Genomic DNA, 15,602 nt, shown 5'->3' on the forward strand with positions numbered 1-15,602 from the left:
GTGGCTACCAATGTGGGCTGATTGATATATGTACTACAAAGATCAACAGCCCCTAACTTTTGCAACATTTATTTTTAGGTTTTGTTGATTTATCACACAGTCAGAGACTTTGTTTTATCATCACGAAAAATTTTATTTATCGATTAAGTGAGTAACTTAGCTGAATCGTAAGCTATTGTTTTTAAATGTATAAAAAAAAAGCTTTTAAATACTTGAAATCGTTGTAGCGCCCTACAATGCTGGGGGTGCTGATGTTCTTAAAGTTTCATAAACAGAGTTATCCACAGAAACCGTGGATAACTCAATCAACCCCACGTTTATAAAGGGCTACAACCGGGTGCTAAATTGTCTGATCATTTGGTTTTTTCCGTTACCAATATGCAAACAGCATGTAGCCGCCGAGTAAAAATGGGTAATAGCGCGGGTTAAGGTGGGTAAATGTTAATTACCCAAAGGAGCCGCGCGGGTTAAGGTGGGTAAAATTGCGGTGGTTTCAGCGCAAATAGTAAAGGCCGTAATCTAAACCAAACCGCTTTGGTTTATCTTAAAACAGCAGTTAAACAGATAGTTCAACTACTGTTTAAATTAAACCTCTATTTCTGTGTAAGGCAATGTGGGGGCTGCACCCATAATACGGCCATTTTCAACGTACACAGCGCCTTGCTGAACGCTATCCCCTAACGCAATACTTCGGCTACTGTCGCTATACTCAACGAGTGTGGTGCCGTTTGGGTTGACTGTGACTATGGTTGCTATTGTGCGTTGGGTTTTATCGAGTACTGAGCCTAGGCGATTTAGTGTGTTAGACATTGCTGATCACCTTAATGGTTTGGTTTACCGTTATAGCGCCTTGCGCGTTAATAGAGGCGTTTATAGTTAGGCTGTCGCAGGTGGCTTTATATGTAGAGCTGCCATAAGTAACCCCTACTAGCATGCCTGGGCGAATAGGTGGTAAGTCAGCTTTTATTTTTGTGCGCATTGTCGCTTGCTGCTTATTACCACTGTTTGCTAACTTACACGTTCCGCGCTGTCTTGCTGCTTGGTTGTCTGTTATTAAACTGTCTACCACATCTTTTGCAAACTTATCGCCTAGCGTACCTGCACGTTTAACTTTACAAGCTACGCCTTGCTGCTCGCCCCTTACAAATACTGCGTTATGCTCTGGGCTTATTGTTTGGCTAGTGCTGTGCTCAAGTATGATTGAGTCGTTTAGTATTACATCGCATATAGCGTTGTCAGTGTCCCATGGCATTACAGGCCAAAGCGGCACAATAGATACCGTTTTGTTTGCGTTGTCTATATCAAGCATTGCACCTACCGATTTAGCCACACTTAATAATGCTGCCGCTGGGGTTAAATTTGTATAGCTAAATGCCCCTGTTGGTATTGCGTAATCTATCATTTGATTGTCGAGTGACCACCCCGTGTTTACTAGAATGTCTGACATGATCCCTGCAAGTGTTTTTGCCGTTGGGTTAGCATAATTAGTAGCGCGGGCGTATGGCGCAGACAACAAGGCAAAACGACTACGGCAGCTTGCGCTATAACTTGCATTTGCAAAGCTATTACTAGTGCTTGGCTGCTCGCAAATTACATAAAAATCGTAGCCATTTAGTGAGATTTTAAGCTCTTGGCCCAGGGCGCGTTCAAAGTCGATGCGGGAACAGAATTTAATATTGCATGTGGCGCTAAATTGGCCGCGTGAAATAGAGTAACTAACGCTGCTAATTAGTATTTTTAAATCGTCTGATACACGCACACAATCTATAGTTGGCTGCATAATGTATGTATTCCTAATTTGAGGTTCTATCGGTATTTTACGATCGAGTGTGGGTACGTCATCATCACCGCGAATTAGTCCGCCGGGGATGCCCCAATAACACACTTTATCGGGGTTGTTAAAACGCATAACTAAGCGTCCATTAGTTACCCTTGCAGGCGCTGTGAACTCTAAATTCACATAACCTTTAAACGGATGATTGCGCCAATAACAAATGTATTGTTTGTCTGTTTCGCCGTAGTGAATAACTAGCTCACGAGACTCTAAAAGTGGCTTAACATGCCAATGCAGCTCGCGGACTGTTTTGAGCAATTTTGAGCTGTTCCAGAGCTGTTTAAACTCGGTATGCTCAACGTCTAATTGAGTTAACCAGTTAAAATCCTTTTCGTTATATTCAATTGCAGTGATGATTTTGTAGGGCATTTGAATAACGTTTGATACATAGCCGCTGTTACCCCATGTAACGCTCTTTTGTGCTGTGACTAATGCGGTGGTTTGCCAATCAAAACTTAAAGCCGCAGGGGTTAACTCAGCGTTGCTAAAAGCTGTTTCAAACTCGGCTTTAACAGATTGTGTTTGCCATGCCAGCGCTTGAAATTGTGTGATTAATGGCTGGGTTAACCAACTTAAATCCGACTCGATACCGATATTAGCTTGTAAAAAAGGTAGCGTTGGATCAACTGGCCCTGTGTCATCACCAAAACGTATTGTTAAAGGTGATTCATTTAACTGATGTGGTGTATCAAAAAGAACTTTTACAACATAGCTTGCTGGTTCATCTACTTTAAACCTAACTGAAACTGGGGATTTATTTTCAGTATGACTCGATAAAAATTTAATTACGTTCATACACTACCCAGACTCATTATTGACTGTACTTTGTTATATCTATTAACTCGGCCACCACATTGTCAGCAATTGCAGCGTTGAAAGCGGCATTATCATCCAAAATTATAACCATGAACTTATTATTAGTTGCAGCTTCGTAAGGGAGCCAACAAACAGTATTGTTAGTTGCCTTGGCATTCTTAACTAACTCACCTGTTGCTCTATCTAAAATCATGAGCCGCTCAGCTTCAGGGTCTGCATCAACTGAAATTAAAGAAAACATAATAGGGTCAATATCATTTATAAAAATTGAATTTGCTATCATTTACCAAACCTCAGTGTTGAGCCACATGCGAGTGCCTGCTTTCTCAGTGGACGGTACGCTAAAATACTCTTGGCTATCTAACGTTTTATAAAACGGTAAGTTTTGTTCTGCGTAGCCGAACTGAGGGCTTAAATAAAGCCCGGGTACTTGACCTTTACAGAATGGCGCTGAGTTATTGTTATAATCATCCTTACTTTCTCTAACAATAAATAATGGGTGTAACATTGTTATCGCCGGATTTTCAGCCAAATAAACAGATGAATTAGTACTTGTTGATATTCCAAAAACACTTCTAATGTAGCCATTTATTGGAGAAGAACCACCATCTATTCCATATGTAAAACAGCATTCTCTATCACTATATTGAATCCTGCTTTGCAAACCGTTATCGTAGTTTGGAAATGTATTACCAGCGCCTGAGAGCATAACAAATGGCACTGGATCATTTGGTATTGATGGTATTAAATCGCCACAGTAAAAAAAACAATATGCTGATGTACGGTTTAAATTGTTCAATGTTTGAGTGGGACGTACAGCAAAAAAGTAAAAACCATAGGGTGTTGCAAATATCATCCAATTTTTCATTGAATTTCCACTAGAACTATAACTGTTGAAAACATAATTTCTACCGACTTTTGAATAGTTATCTTTGTCTATATATTCTAGTGCGCTGGTAACGGTAATATCGGCATAATTACCATTATCTTGGGCTTTTAAAATAAACTTACCACCAGATGCACCTGCTTGAATATTATTGTGCAGTGCTAAAAATGGCGTACTTGCTTGGTTTTCCAAAACCTCCCAACCAACTGGCTGTTTAGTTCCATAACCTTCCACTAAACATTTAATTAATACATTCATATACTCTGTTGGTGAACTTGTTGTTATTTGCGGTGCACCTTCATCATCCCAGCGATAAACTGTTACTGCTTGAGCCATAATTTAATCCTTATTTCCACGAAAACTTAAAGTTGAATTGTCGCGCACTATTTCAGAGTGCCCGGGTGATACTGAGCGTGTAACCATGGTTGGTTTACTGGCGGCTATGGTTTCAAATAAAAACGCTTCACCGGGGTTTAATCCCGCACCAAATGCAGCTTTGCGTAATATGAAATACGGTGCGCCTGCAAAGCTATTAATCGGCGCACAGTCATTTAGGGTGTCGCCGCTGTAAATGTTACCGACTGATTCGCCGATCACGTTATACGCAGTGGTTGACGTAAATACGATGGCCCAGCGCTGTGCTATTGCGCCTATGTTTGTAAGCTCTATTGGGTATTGCGTGGTATTGATTGCACTTGATGCAGCCGCGCCTGTATCACCAAAATTGTTTTGCCATGCCGCTAATGTGCGCTCGTCTTTAGTTTGGGCTTGAAAGTCACCAAGCACTTGTACGCTGCTGACTGTAGCCCCCGCTGGGTAAGCGCGACTCAGCGGTGTTAATAAGCTTAGTTTAGTGCTGTCTATGTCATTTATCAGTGCCAGTTCGGATTGAATAGCCGTGATAATAAACGGCCCAGTAAACGCGCTAACCCCGGCATTAATGGTGATGGTGCCGGTGGTCGCATCGTAGCTGTAATTATCGTTAGTAACAGACCACAGACTTGCACCTAAGCTGTCTACAATGTCGATAAAATCGGCATCGGCTAACACGTTAACTGTTTGGCCGCTGGTAAGCGTTGCTGCTGCTGTGCGCTCGCGATTTTGCACACTGATTGGGTTGAAATTATGAAAAATACGTACAGTGCCGCCACCGGGCAACGTTGAGGTGTCAAACTCGCCCGGTGGTGAGGGTACTGTTGTTACTTCAACTTCGTTGTAATCGTAGCTTATTGAGTCAGGCTTTACGCCCTCGGCAAATACCAGTTCAACATACCCAGTATCGCTTACTGTGCCGGTTACTTTGGTGCCAGTTATTGCACCGCTTAAATCGCTTGATGCGCTAAGCATGGCACCTGCGGTTGTTTCAAAGGTTATATAAAGTGAGTCACGCGCAAAGCTTGAGTTGGGTAGCTGCCACTGTTTTTTTGTGATTTCTAAGTTGCTTCTTATGATAATAGCACCGAGATTAGCTTGTACTGTGCTGTTATATTCAACGGGGTCTATTTCAGTTATAACCCCGGTTTCATAGTCAATTGTTGCAAATACATAGCCATCGTGAATGAAATTGCCTAAGCCATCATCTTCAAATATTCCTTCAATACCTACTTTTCTGACTCGTACCGAGTTTTTTAAAACGCGCTCACCGGGGGCTAGCGTAAGGGTTGGGCTGGTCGAAAACGAATGAAATCGCATATCTTCTTCAGACATATAACTAAGCGTAAAATACTTATGCTTAGTTACCGGTTGGGTTAATGATGCTGATACGATACCGTTTTCAAATGTAAGTCTTGATTGCGCCATATGCTCAGTTAAAACAGCTAAATGAACACCAAGGCTTGTTCCATGACCTATATATCGAGCATATTGGTACTCGGCAAAAAAGTGCGGATCACCAATCAGCATATCGGGAACCGGTATATTAACTTCGGTGATGTTGCCAAAGCTTTGAATGCGTTTGGTGCGGTACACGCTGAACGCAGGCTCTGCATCGGGTTTTAAGCCCACTTTAGTATTAATTGTTTTAACGCTTGGCGTTAGTGAGCGCATGACCGATTCAACTGTAAGCTCCTGCCCTTGATTATCAACTGGGGCAGTTAAAATGCTGGTACCATGAAATTTAGTTGTTTCAAGGCCGAGTAAAGGCAGCATTTCAGCAACGGTGTCAGTGTCTTTTAGCTCTTGGGCTTCTACTAGCAGTACGTTTACAAGCGGGTCGTCTGGTTGGTCGCTTAAGAATATATGCGCATCTTGCAAGCGGCTTGCATCGTCTGTGCTAAGCGCTGGGTACAGCTTTACTAAATCAAACGATGAACGCGCATGATCAATGTCACTAATTGAGCTAAACACATCGTTAAGTTTACCGCTTACAATTGCATTACTTGTGCGGTGGCCGCCAGCGTATAGCTCGTTACCAATGCGCTGTGGTTTAAATATTTTTAAATCGGTTCTAAGCATTATTTGGCCTTTAAACGGTTTTTAAACGTAGGTTTACGTTTTGGTAATGGGTTGGTGCTGCGTCTGAAAAGTAAGTATGTGGCGTGGCTTCTACTGCTTTTTGGGTGTGGTCCCAAACAACATTAAATACCGTGCCGCGTATAGTTATTTCAAAGGCATCAAGCGTGGTTTTTGCATGCTCAAGTAATGGATTAACTACGCTTGCCTGTTCAAAATCGCTGTATAAATTAATTGGGCGGCCTAGTGGTATAAGGGTTTTTTCTATGTGCTGCGCGCCGTTTAATGCGCGCTCTGCTTGCTCGGCAACCGGTATATAGTCGATTTCATCAAGCCATGTAAAATTATCTAATTGCTGTGCGTTAATAATAATCATTGGGTGTTACTCAACTGTTCTAGGCGTTGTAAAAACTGCTCTTCAAAATCGGCTAAAATACTGGCTGTTTGCCCACCTGGTAAAGCAAGCTCTAAGCGTACAGTTTTAGCGTTACTCGTACTTGGTTGCTGCTTTTTAAGTAGCGCAACAAGCTGGTTAATAGCGTTAGTAAGGCTGTTTAACTGAGTGTTAGAGGCGCTGTAACTAGGCGCATTATTGCTCGCTGGCGAATAGCTTGGAGTGCTGCTGTACGTAGGTGGTACATATTGCTGCACCGCTTTTTGAGCTGTTTGTTGCGCTTTTAGCGCGTTTCGCTGTGCGTTAATGGCTGCATTTAATGTGCTTTTTTGCTCACGTGTTAAATACGTAAGCTGCTTATTAATTTTATTGTATAAATCGCTAAGGGCGGCGCTGGTGCTGGCGTTATCTATTTGGCTGCTAAATTTACCAAACTGGCTATTAGAAAAACCCTCATTAGCACGTTTCGCTTTTTCGTCACGTATGGCCTTGGTGTTTAAGTCGTATGCGCCTGTGCCGTTTTTTTCTTGGTAGTCTACAACATCGCTTACACTGGCTCGCTGTGCTGAATTATAACGCCCTACACTAGTAGCTGCTGTGCTTGCTGAACGTGATACACGGTCTAACTCGTCGCGCTGCTCACGTAGGCTTTTAGTTGCAAACTCGTTAGCTTTTACTTGGTCGTTAGTGGCTTGTGTAGCTGCGCGGGTAGATGCTGTGGCCGCATCTTGAGCGCCTTTAAAATCGCCCAATAAGTTATTTACAACGGCTAATACATCGCCCAAACGCTCTTTTTGATAGTTGTATTCTTGGGCTGTTAACGTACCTGCTGAATAACGATCGTTTAAGCGGGCTAATTCATCCGTTAGCCGGCTGTGCTCTCTTTGCAATTGCCCTAGGCTTGCTAGTTCTAACTGCTGCACACGGTTTAAGTCGGTGGTTTGGTCGGTTAAGCGTTGTTGCTGAATAGTAAGCGCGGCTTGGGCTTGGGCTTTTTGTTCTGCGGTGGCCGTGCTGCTCGCCATTACTTGCTGATTAGTAATGATTGCCGCACGGGTTTGATCAAGCTCACGGGCAAAGCGATTAACCGCGTCGCTGTTTGTGTCAGTAACAGGCTTAAGAGCATTTGCTTTTTCAATGAGCTTATCTAGCTCTTTAGTTAGGCCCAATGCAGCTGCTGCGGCTTGAATGCTCGCGGGTATGGTTTGGTCGGTTGCATCTGCGGCAGCTATAGCAGCCTCTGCCCATTTTAAATATGCCTGGCGTTGTATGCCTAACGGCTGCTCGGATTGCTGCATTAGCTCGTAAGCAGCGCGCAGCTTATTAGCTGTATCGTCTAGGGCTTTGGTTGAGGTTAAACCAAGCTCTTTGTAGGCTTTTTCAACATCGCCAGCAAATACCTTTTGGCGCTCAAGCATTGCGCCGTGCTCTTCAAATTTAATTTGTAGGGCATCTAAAATAGCCAACTGGCCTTGGTACTGCTCACCCGCGCCTTGTATTGCCACACGGGCAGATTCAATGCTTTGAATAAAGCCATCAACCCCAACGGTTACACCGTCCATGGCTGTTGCTTGTTGCTCTAATGACGCAATGGTTTTAAGGGCTTCGGGTAACGATAAGCTTAAAAAAGCCTGGCGCTGCTTTTCAGCTTCTAGGGTTTTAGCGGTGGCCTCGGCGAGTTTTTGTTGCTGGTACTCAACATTTATATACTGCTGGTTTGCCTCATCCCAAATAAGTGTGCCGGCTTCTATTAGCGCGTCTAACTCGGTCATGTTGGTAATAACCAAACCGGTAGAATTAGATAAATACTTTAGCTCGTCAGCAAGTAACTGGGCTTGTTGGGCTGATTGCTGCTTAGATTTGCGCAGCGCTTCCTCTGCTACTAGCAGGTCTTTGTATAGTAAACCTACGTCTATTAACTCGGTAATTAACCAGGTGTATAAGCCGGCTTTGCCCACGGCTTTTAGAGCCATGCCCCACTTACCCGCTGCAATACCTGCGGCATTGGTGGCTACGGTGGTTGCGCCTATGGCTGCTTGGTAGGTTCTTAGCGATGCAATGGCCGTAGTAGCGCCGCTGATCACACTACTAAAATAGGTGCCTACTTTAAGGGCTAACCACACTTTGGCTACGGTGGCTATTTCTTCGCGGTATTCGTACATGGTAGTAACGGTGTTTTGTATTGCTTTACCCGTGCTTACAATGGCGTCACTAATTTGCTGCGCCCATTCTTTTAAACGGCCATCTTTCGCCATGGCTGCAAATTCGGTATTAAGGGCGGTTATTTGCCCTTTTAACCACTCCATAGCGCCACTTTGCGCTATAAGGTTATAAAACTGGGCCATGTTGTCTTTAGCATTAGATACCTGCCCGCTAAATAACGCCATTTGCGCAGCTGCTGAGCCAACGCTACTACGCCCCATTTCATCAATTAAGCCTTTAATTACATCACGGCCTAACTTACCTGCTGTAGATAATTGCTGTAATTCTTGTACGTTTTTGCCTGTTGATTTTTGCAGTAAATCCCATACTGGGATACCACGTTCAACCAGCTGTAGTATTTCCTCGCCTTGTAATTTTTGTTTTGCCCAGGCTTGGCCCAATGCAAGGCTTACGCCTTGTACCTCTTGAAACCCACCGCCTAGCTTTAGTGCTTGGTCGGTAATAGACTGCAAGGTGCCATCCATTGGATCAAGGCCAAACGCTTTAAGTTTTACAAACGCCTGGCTTACTTCGTCCATTTGTAACGGGGTTTTTAACGTAAAGTCTTTTACCCATGCAGTGGCTTTATCACCTGCGGCAATGCTGCCCATAAGCCCCTGCATTTGTACGCCTAGCTTTTCAAACTTATCACCAGTGCTAAATACTTGGCTTACTGCTTGGGCTACCCGATCAAGCCCCACATACGCGGCAGCCAATGCGGTAACTTTGCCTATTACACCGTCTAGGCTTTGTGCTTGGGCACGTTGCGCTGTAGTGCCTTGGCGTAGCTCATTACTAAACTTATCAACTGAGCGGCCTGTTTTATCAAACTGAGCTGCTAAATCGCGCTTTGCGGCACGTAAGTTATTGGTGTTTACGTCTGACTTTTTAAGGGCATTTTGTAGTGCGGTGTGCTTACTTGTTTGCTGGGTAAGCTCGGTGCGCATTTGTGTTAGGTCTTTTTCTGCGGCGTCGAGTGAGCGCGCAAGTTGCACAAATGGCTTATCGGTGTTTTTGGCTTCGGTTTGTAATTGTTCTAATGCGCGTGCAGCTGCTGCGGTGGCAATTTCTTGTTGTTCTAATTTTTGCTTTGACTGCTCAAACGCACGTATTAGATCAGCTTGGTTAGCTAACCCGTCTAATTCGTTGGCAAGTTTACCCGCTGTTTGGCTGGTTTGTTTTGCACTTGTATCGGTTTGGTTTAACGACTCACTGAGCTTATCAGCGGCAGGATTAGCAGCATCGGCGCTTTGCTCAATATTTTTAAGCTCTGTTACCAGTTGCTCAATATTTTGCTTGCCTGTGGCTTCGGCAACTATGCGTAGGGCTAATTCGAGGGTTTTATCTGCCATGGTGTTAACTCAGTTTAAACAAGGTTTAAATGGGGATAAAGGGGCAAACAATGCCCCTTTATAAATACGCTTAATAGGGCTTATGAAGCGTCTAGCTCGTCAATGTAGTACGGCTCATTTTTGTTTGCTACCAGCTTAGCTGTGCCCTCAAGCGCAGCGGTTACAAACTCACTGCTTGCTAAGTCAAGCTCAGAGGTTGGCATCATTGAAGTGTCGTAAATTTCAAAGTTAACTTGCTTACCATTGGCTAGGTTTGTGCCCTCGCCAAAAATACGTAAGCGCGTTTGGCTTACTGTTGCACCGTTAATGCGTTTACCTGTACGAGCGTTGTAACTACCCGTAATAGTAATACTGCCACCAGCGTCTAATGCACCGCCTTTAATAGCGCGTATCATGCCTAGGGCAAAGTTAAACTCGTAATCAACACCCGCAACTAAGGTTACAGTCGCTTGTTTTACTACTACGTCGTTTGTAAAGTTTTGCCCTGGTACTGAAACCCACGATTGGTTAGCAGGCATGGTTACGGCTTCGTCGGTTAATGTACCGGCTGCGTCGTTGATTGCGGCCACATTGCCCATAAGCGCAAGTGCGATCATTTCGGCTGGCTGGTCGTCAAACTCCCATGTAATAACGGTTGGCTTGCCTATTTTTACGTCATCAAGTGATTGGCCCTTAGTGGCTTTTTTATTTGATGTACGTACAACCGAATCGGCTTCGGCCTTAATGCCTAGCTTAGTGGTGTTGATTGGGCCAAAGATTTGGCCGGTGCTTATGCCTTGCTCATTTAAGCGGTCTACAAAAATGTTGCCCGCTAGTAAAATACCGTCGCTCATATTAAAGCGCTCCTTTCAGTCTCATTTGACAAGTAAAAGCCAGCGGGTAATACGCATGGCCTTTGGTGAATTGGGGTTTAGCTGGGGTGTTTACTCTAAGCCATGGCCCCGTGCCGTTAAGCACTTTGCCCGCCATAGCGCGAATAATGTTAGTTATGTGCTCACCTGCGTTTGTGTCTTGCTTACGTACTACCAACACAACAATCCATGTTTGGGTTAGCTGCATTAAATGGCCGGCGTTTTTACTCTCTGGTAAGTTATCGCCGTAGTACATAAGGTGAATGCTAGGGGTTGTTTGGACGTCTTCTTTTACGTTGGCTAGCTCGTCGCTTAGGTAAACACGCTTAATGCCTGGTACTTGTTCAAGTGCCTGTTTAAGCGGATTTTGAGCGGCAAAATAGTCGGTGGTAATTTCAAACATTAAATAAACCCCTTTGACTTTTCACGTGAAAACACAGTCCCTGCGCTTTGTATGGTGGCGGTGTCTTGCACTTTTGCGTCTTCGCCTAGGGCGTTAACACCTATGCTTAATTCGCCTTTAGCTACTGAGGTTAAAAATTTTACTGCGTCCTTGTAGCGGGTTTCTATGTGCTCAGGGGTGTCGTTTGTGCCTAATTTATAACGGGCAATATCACAACAAAATTGCTCAAGTAGGTTAGGCACCGTTACAAGCGGCAATTCATAACGCCCAGCTAAATAGCCGTTAATCATGTCGCTTGCATCGGTAATGGCCTGCTCAATAACTGCGGTATTAATTGCACCAGCGGGGGCGTCGTCGCGTTCACTTAAATAAATAAGCTCTTGCTCACCAAAGCGCTTTTGCATTGCGGCTATTGTTGCGTAGGCCATTTACTCGCCCTCGCCTGCTTTGGCTGCTTCTTGTAGCCATTGCCATGCTTCATCACGCTGTGCGGCAGATACTTTAATTTTAACTACCTCGCCCTCGGTTTCGCCTGGTGCTTCATAAGCCACCTGCTCAACAACCGGCTTAAGCTCCATTTGTGCATCAATCATTAATGCAATAACGGGTTGTAGCTCAATTGGGGCTTGGGTGTAATCAACTTGAGCGTAGAGTTTAGGGGCATCTAAATCTGCACCCACGTTATTTGCGTCCAGCTGTGGGTTCTGCGCAGTACTCGCATCGAGCGGTACAGCTTGCACCGATAAGCGTGGATCATTTTCAATTGCTTCAAGCTGCTTTTGAGTAAGCTGCTCTGCGGGTAATGTTTGCTTTCCGCTGGTGAGACTAATGCCGCCTCGACGGTAGCCCGTAGGCTGCGTGCAATGGACAATGATAGCCGCAAGGGCAGTAAGCTTAAGGTTTTTAGCCATTTCATTATTACTCCTGGTTTAAAGCATGGGGCTTTAAAGCCCCGTGCTTAATAGGGTTTTATGGGTGGTTAAAGGTAGTCAGCTACTAATAGCTCTACGCGGCCTTTAAGTTCGTTTGAGCTGTTTGATTCCATTTCACGCTCTAACATGCGGGTGGCTTGCTTTTCCATGCTGGCAGGAACAACTAACATGGTTGGCTTAATACCCAACTTACGGCCACCGTCGGCTTTAAAGCTGCGCATTTTTTCGATGCTGTCCCATAAGTTATCTGGCGTTAATGCACGTTTGTTAGCAAAGGCAAGTTGCCAAAAACCAAAGCCTGCTGCATCACGGCAATCAACGCCGTAACGGTATTCTTTGCGAGTGAATACGGCTTCGTCGTCCATTTTTGTCATAGCAAGTAAGTTAGGCTTTTTACGCTCTTGGAAAATAAGCGGCTTAAGGGCTTTTGAGGTGTCGAGTACGTACCAGGCTTCGCCCTCGTAGGCTACATCTTCGGCCATATTGGCAGTAGACACAGCTACACCTGTGCCGTCGGCTTTTGGATAAACCGGATGATCAACATCAAAATAGTTTTGTCCGTCGTAGCACAAGGTTGTAAAACCAGCTGCCAACAATGGGAAAATCATTTCGTCTGGGTGAATGGCCGCCGCGTTACCCATTTCTTTAAAAATAGGTGAGTACACGCCTAGGTTGTCGTCTTCAATGTCGTTGCGGTCTACGCCTACCGTTGACTCGTAATCGTCGTTGGTAATGGTGTACGCCTGCGATTTCATACTTTGAATATTACGATCGCCAATCCATTTAGCCAGGCTTGGGAACTTACCCAACCAGCCATAGGTATTACTGGCCGATGTAGATTTAATTACACTGGCAATTTTATTAAATTGCGGTGCTGCTTCTGATTTACCTTGTTCAAACTCAGATTTAAACGCGGTAAATAAAGCGTTTAAAATTGCTGGGGTCACTAAAGCCATTAGTTTTGCTCCTGTTTAGCTTTGGCATAAGCAGCATGGCTAAGACCTAATTGGTCTGCTGCATACTTGTCTTCTGCTGTGAGTGCTGCTAAGCCGTCTTTGTCTTGCTCTGGCTTAGGTGCGTGAGTGGTTTGCTGAGCCGTTAAGCTTGCAATTGGTGAACGGGCATCTAACACCGCTTTTAATGCAACAACGCCTTGCTGATTACCTAAGCTTGTTAAGTATTCAACCTCGCTGGCAATAATGCGGCCATCTTGTTTAGCTTTGCTAATTTCCTGCTCAACCGTTTGGGTTTCAGTGGTGCTTTTAAGGGCCACCATTTCAGTGTGCAATGCGTTGTAGGTTTCAACCGGCACGTACTTAGCTAAATTAACCTCATTAGGGCTATTGGCTTTTAGTGCGGCAACGGCATCGTTGGCGTTACTTAACTGGGTTGTGAGCGAGTCGGCTTCGTCGGCCTTGGCCTTTAAAGCAGTGAGCGCTGTTGTTGCTTGGGTGTAGTCTGCATCGGTGATTTTGTCACCATCCACAGTAATACCTAGCAAGCTCAGCAATTTTTGAGCTGCATTCATGGTGGTTTCTCCATTGTCTGGATTGGTTTGGGATTTCAATACAGCTACTTTGTCCATACCATCAACCGCAGGGTCATTAGTTAGGGCAAAGTGGCGTAATTTGGTTGGGCGTCCTGTTTGTTTGTCGTAATGAAAAACAGGGCTTATAAAGCGGTATTCGTCGTTTTTTAGGTGTGCACGAGCGCTAGGTGTCCAGCGTACATTTAGGGCATAAAGCCCCTCACCTGGTACATACTCTAAATCGCTTGGGTTAAACCAACCACTTGCTGGCGCTGGCTTGCCGTTTTCTTCGGCGTGTAGGGTTTGGTGCTCGTAGTCAAAGTGGTAGTCGTTGGTGCGGGTGCTGGCTGTGCTTTTAAGTAACTCAAATGCAGCTTGGTCTAGTAACCAGGCATTAGCAGGTACGTCGAACGGGCGGCCATCGTGTGATTTAAAATAGCCGTCTGGCATTACCATTACGCGCTCGCTGATACCTTGCTCGTTAATTTCGCTTGCAAAGCGGCACGCAGCAAAGCCTAAATCAGCCGGCTGGTTTGCTGATAAAACAGCGAGTCCTATTGTATTTTCTAGTAAGCTTTGTTTAGTAAATGGTTTTTTCATGGCTGAGCACAGTTTGAATAATCTGTGCTCAGTATGGATTTAGAATTGAATTGGTTGGCCGTGCGGTGTTTCGGGAATTTACAGTGGGGTTAAGGCAGGTTAAAACCCTTGTATAATTACCTCTGTGGCGGATGCTGATATTAACTCAAACTCGGTTATATCGCCAACCTCTAGTTTATTTTGACCGGTTAACTCGCCTAAATCTACTTGATTGGTTGCTCCTTTAATTTTGTATTTAACGCTGGCCGCTGGGCCTGCCACAATAATTGAGTAGTTATCGCAGGTTTGTGCGCCTAAATCGTTTTGGTTAATAACAGTGGGTGCAGCGGTGACTGCAAATACATGGCTAAATAGCATGGTGTTACTCCTTGGTTAGTTGTTCGGGTGGTGCAAAGTGGTTCATAATTTGTTTTAGCTGCTCAAGCGAGCAAACGAATGGGCCTAACTCGTTAGCGTTCATAGCGCTTATTGTTTGCTCGGCGGTTAGTTCTTTAAATTCAGCGGTTGGGTATTGCTCTTTAAGTAATGTGTAATCTGCGTTTGTGAATACTAAAACGCGATAGCCGCCCACAAGCGGGGCATCTGGCCAGCGTTCATTTAAGTGCAGTGCCCAGTATTGCGCCGTTACAAATGCGTATAATTGGTATAAGTTGCTCATGGCTTTCTCCAAACTGCGTTAGTGTAATTAGGCATAAATGCGTTGATGTTACCGACTGTTGCGAGTTGGGTTGCGCCTTGGGCTTTGTTGGTTAGGGGGATTTCGTGGATTACAACGCCATTACGAATAACTCTAAAGTTATAAACAGGTAAATTCATCAAACGAGATCCTACAATAGATGATATTTCCTCTAGAACACCTGAAGAGGATACTAGAAGTGAAGCTTTGTTTTCTCCACTTGCTGGTACTTGCGTTGAGCCAGAATTAACAGCTATACCGTTTAAAGTGGCATCTAAACCCTGCTCACGTAAAAAACTTTTAGTTGTATCTACATCAAATCTAACTGCAAAATTTGTGGTTCCAATAAATGCGGCAAATCCGTTAGAAACTGCCCCGCCGATAAAATCAATTTCAACAACATCTAATGGAATTAGGTTTATAGGCGTTGTCAGCTGCCAATACTGCATAGCCCCATCTAACTGCGCTACCCATTGCTCAGCATCGGCTGCCTCGTTTGCTGTATAATTAAATGCACTTCTTATGGCGTTGGTGAGTGCATTGGTAAGTGCTGGGCGCATTGGCTACCCTCCTGTTAACGTACAACCCTGTTTAAACACTGTTTAAAATTGATTTTAAGGCTGTGTATTTAATTTTGCCTGTGAGATTGCAAGTTCGCTTTTATCTGCGCTTAAAAT

Annotated in this window: 16 protein-coding genes; all 16 read right to left on the minus strand. The window is 44.4% G+C overall.

Annotated features, from left to right (window positions below):
- Positions 1-585 precede the first annotated feature (585 nt).
- Complete coding sequence (locus QMA00_RS12065; protein WP_290157416.1) at positions 586-810, minus strand: hypothetical protein; 225 nt, start codon at positions 808-810, stop codon at positions 586-588.
- On the minus strand, positions 803-2,629 hold the full coding sequence (locus tag QMA00_RS12070; protein WP_290157418.1) for a hypothetical protein: 1,827 nt from the start codon (positions 2,627-2,629) through the stop codon (positions 803-805). Before QMA00_RS12070 ends, QMA00_RS12065 begins: the two co-directional genes overlap by 8 nt.
- Before the next feature lie 16 nt (positions 2,630-2,645).
- Positions 2,646-2,933, minus strand: a complete 288-nt coding sequence (locus QMA00_RS12075) for a hypothetical protein (protein ID WP_290157420.1) — start codon at positions 2,931-2,933, stop codon at positions 2,646-2,648.
- Complete coding sequence (locus QMA00_RS12080) at positions 2,934-3,872, minus strand: hypothetical protein (RefSeq protein WP_290157422.1); 939 nt, start codon at positions 3,870-3,872, stop codon at positions 2,934-2,936.
- Positions 3,873-3,875: 3 nt separating this feature from the next.
- Complete coding sequence (locus QMA00_RS12085; protein ID WP_290157424.1) at positions 3,876-5,990, minus strand: hypothetical protein; 2,115 nt, start codon at positions 5,988-5,990, stop codon at positions 3,876-3,878.
- Positions 5,991-6,000: 10 nt separating this feature from the next.
- Positions 6,001-6,363 (minus strand): hypothetical protein, encoded by a 363-nt coding sequence (locus QMA00_RS12090; RefSeq protein WP_198523379.1) that lies wholly within the window; start codon positions 6,361-6,363, stop codon positions 6,001-6,003.
- Positions 6,360-9,935, minus strand: coding sequence for a tape measure protein (locus tag QMA00_RS12095; protein WP_290157427.1), 3,576 nt, complete (start codon positions 9,933-9,935; stop codon positions 6,360-6,362). Before QMA00_RS12095 ends, QMA00_RS12090 begins: the two co-directional genes overlap by 4 nt.
- A gap of 80 nt (positions 9,936-10,015) precedes the next feature.
- On the minus strand, positions 10,016-10,768 hold the full coding sequence (locus QMA00_RS12100) for a hypothetical protein (RefSeq protein ID WP_290157429.1): 753 nt from the start codon (positions 10,766-10,768) through the stop codon (positions 10,016-10,018).
- Between the two features lies 1 nt (position 10,769).
- Positions 10,770-11,189, minus strand: coding sequence for a hypothetical protein (locus tag QMA00_RS12105; RefSeq protein WP_109874441.1), 420 nt, complete (start codon positions 11,187-11,189; stop codon positions 10,770-10,772).
- Positions 11,189-11,617, minus strand: coding sequence for a phage protein Gp36 family protein (locus tag QMA00_RS12110; RefSeq protein ID WP_290157432.1), 429 nt, complete (start codon positions 11,615-11,617; stop codon positions 11,189-11,191). The genes QMA00_RS12105 and QMA00_RS12110 overlap by 1 nt, the downstream gene beginning before the upstream one ends.
- Complete coding sequence (locus tag QMA00_RS12115; RefSeq protein ID WP_290157434.1) at positions 11,618-12,100, minus strand: HI1506-related protein; 483 nt, start codon at positions 12,098-12,100, stop codon at positions 11,618-11,620. It lies immediately after the preceding gene.
- A gap of 68 nt (positions 12,101-12,168) precedes the next feature.
- Positions 12,169-13,077, minus strand: coding sequence for a Mu-like prophage major head subunit gpT family protein (locus QMA00_RS12120; protein WP_109874438.1), 909 nt, complete (start codon positions 13,075-13,077; stop codon positions 12,169-12,171).
- Positions 13,077-14,249, minus strand: a complete 1,173-nt coding sequence (locus QMA00_RS12125; protein ID WP_290157437.1) for a phage protease — start codon at positions 14,247-14,249, stop codon at positions 13,077-13,079. The genes QMA00_RS12120 and QMA00_RS12125 overlap by 1 nt, the downstream gene beginning before the upstream one ends.
- 99 nt (positions 14,250-14,348) lie before the next feature.
- Positions 14,349-14,606 carry a hypothetical protein gene (locus QMA00_RS12130; RefSeq protein WP_290157439.1) on the minus strand — a complete coding sequence of 86 codons (258 nt, stop codon included), beginning with the start codon at positions 14,604-14,606 and terminating at the stop codon, positions 14,349-14,351.
- 4 nt (positions 14,607-14,610) lie between these two features.
- Entirely contained in the window at positions 14,611-14,907 is a 297-nt protein-coding gene (locus QMA00_RS12135; protein WP_290157441.1) for a hypothetical protein, read from the minus strand.
- Positions 14,904-15,485 carry a hypothetical protein gene (locus QMA00_RS12140; protein ID WP_290157443.1) on the minus strand — a complete coding sequence of 194 codons (582 nt, stop codon included), beginning with the start codon at positions 15,483-15,485 and terminating at the stop codon, positions 14,904-14,906. The genes QMA00_RS12135 and QMA00_RS12140 overlap by 4 nt, the downstream gene beginning before the upstream one ends.
- Between the last annotated feature and the right edge of the window lie 117 nt (positions 15,486-15,602).

The organism is Pseudoalteromonas sp. APC 3694 (assembly GCF_030407565.1).
GTDB lineage: Bacteria > Pseudomonadota > Gammaproteobacteria > Enterobacterales > Alteromonadaceae > Pseudoalteromonas > Pseudoalteromonas tetraodonis.

Coding starts and splice junctions, on each gene's coding strand:
- QMA00_RS12130 (WP_290157439.1), bottom strand. CDS start 14,606: ATGCTATTTAGCCATGTATTTGCAGTCACCGCTGCACCCACTGTTATT.
- QMA00_RS12100 (WP_290157429.1), bottom strand. CDS start 10,768: ATGAGCGACGGTATTTTACTAGCGGGCAACATTTTTGTAGACCGCTTA.
- QMA00_RS12105 (WP_109874441.1), bottom strand. CDS start 11,189: ATGTTTGAAATTACCACCGACTATTTTGCCGCTCAAAATCCGCTTAAA.
- QMA00_RS12115 (WP_290157434.1), bottom strand. CDS start 12,100: ATGGCTAAAAACCTTAAGCTTACTGCCCTTGCGGCTATCATTGTCCAT.
- QMA00_RS12140 (WP_290157443.1), bottom strand. CDS start 15,485: ATGCGCCCAGCACTTACCAATGCACTCACCAACGCCATAAGAAGTGCA.
- QMA00_RS12075 (WP_290157420.1), bottom strand. CDS start 2,933: ATGATAGCAAATTCAATTTTTATAAATGATATTGACCCTATTATGTTT.
- QMA00_RS12095 (WP_290157427.1), bottom strand. CDS start 9,935: ATGGCAGATAAAACCCTCGAATTAGCCCTACGCATAGTTGCCGAAGCC.
- QMA00_RS12085 (WP_290157424.1), bottom strand. CDS start 5,990: ATGCTTAGAACCGATTTAAAAATATTTAAACCACAGCGCATTGGTAAC.
- QMA00_RS12090 (WP_198523379.1), bottom strand. CDS start 6,363: ATGATTATTATTAACGCACAGCAATTAGATAATTTTACATGGCTTGAT.
- QMA00_RS12125 (WP_290157437.1), bottom strand. CDS start 14,249: ATGAAAAAACCATTTACTAAACAAAGCTTACTAGAAAATACAATAGGA.
- QMA00_RS12120 (WP_109874438.1), bottom strand. CDS start 13,077: ATGGCTTTAGTGACCCCAGCAATTTTAAACGCTTTATTTACCGCGTTT.
- QMA00_RS12065 (WP_290157416.1), bottom strand. CDS start 810: ATGTCTAACACACTAAATCGCCTAGGCTCAGTACTCGATAAAACCCAA.
- QMA00_RS12080 (WP_290157422.1), bottom strand. CDS start 3,872: ATGGCTCAAGCAGTAACAGTTTATCGCTGGGATGATGAAGGTGCACCG.
- QMA00_RS12070 (WP_290157418.1), bottom strand. CDS start 2,629: ATGAACGTAATTAAATTTTTATCGAGTCATACTGAAAATAAATCCCCA.
- QMA00_RS12135 (WP_290157441.1), bottom strand. CDS start 14,907: ATGAGCAACTTATACCAATTATACGCATTTGTAACGGCGCAATACTGG.
- QMA00_RS12110 (WP_290157432.1), bottom strand. CDS start 11,617: ATGGCCTACGCAACAATAGCCGCAATGCAAAAGCGCTTTGGTGAGCAA.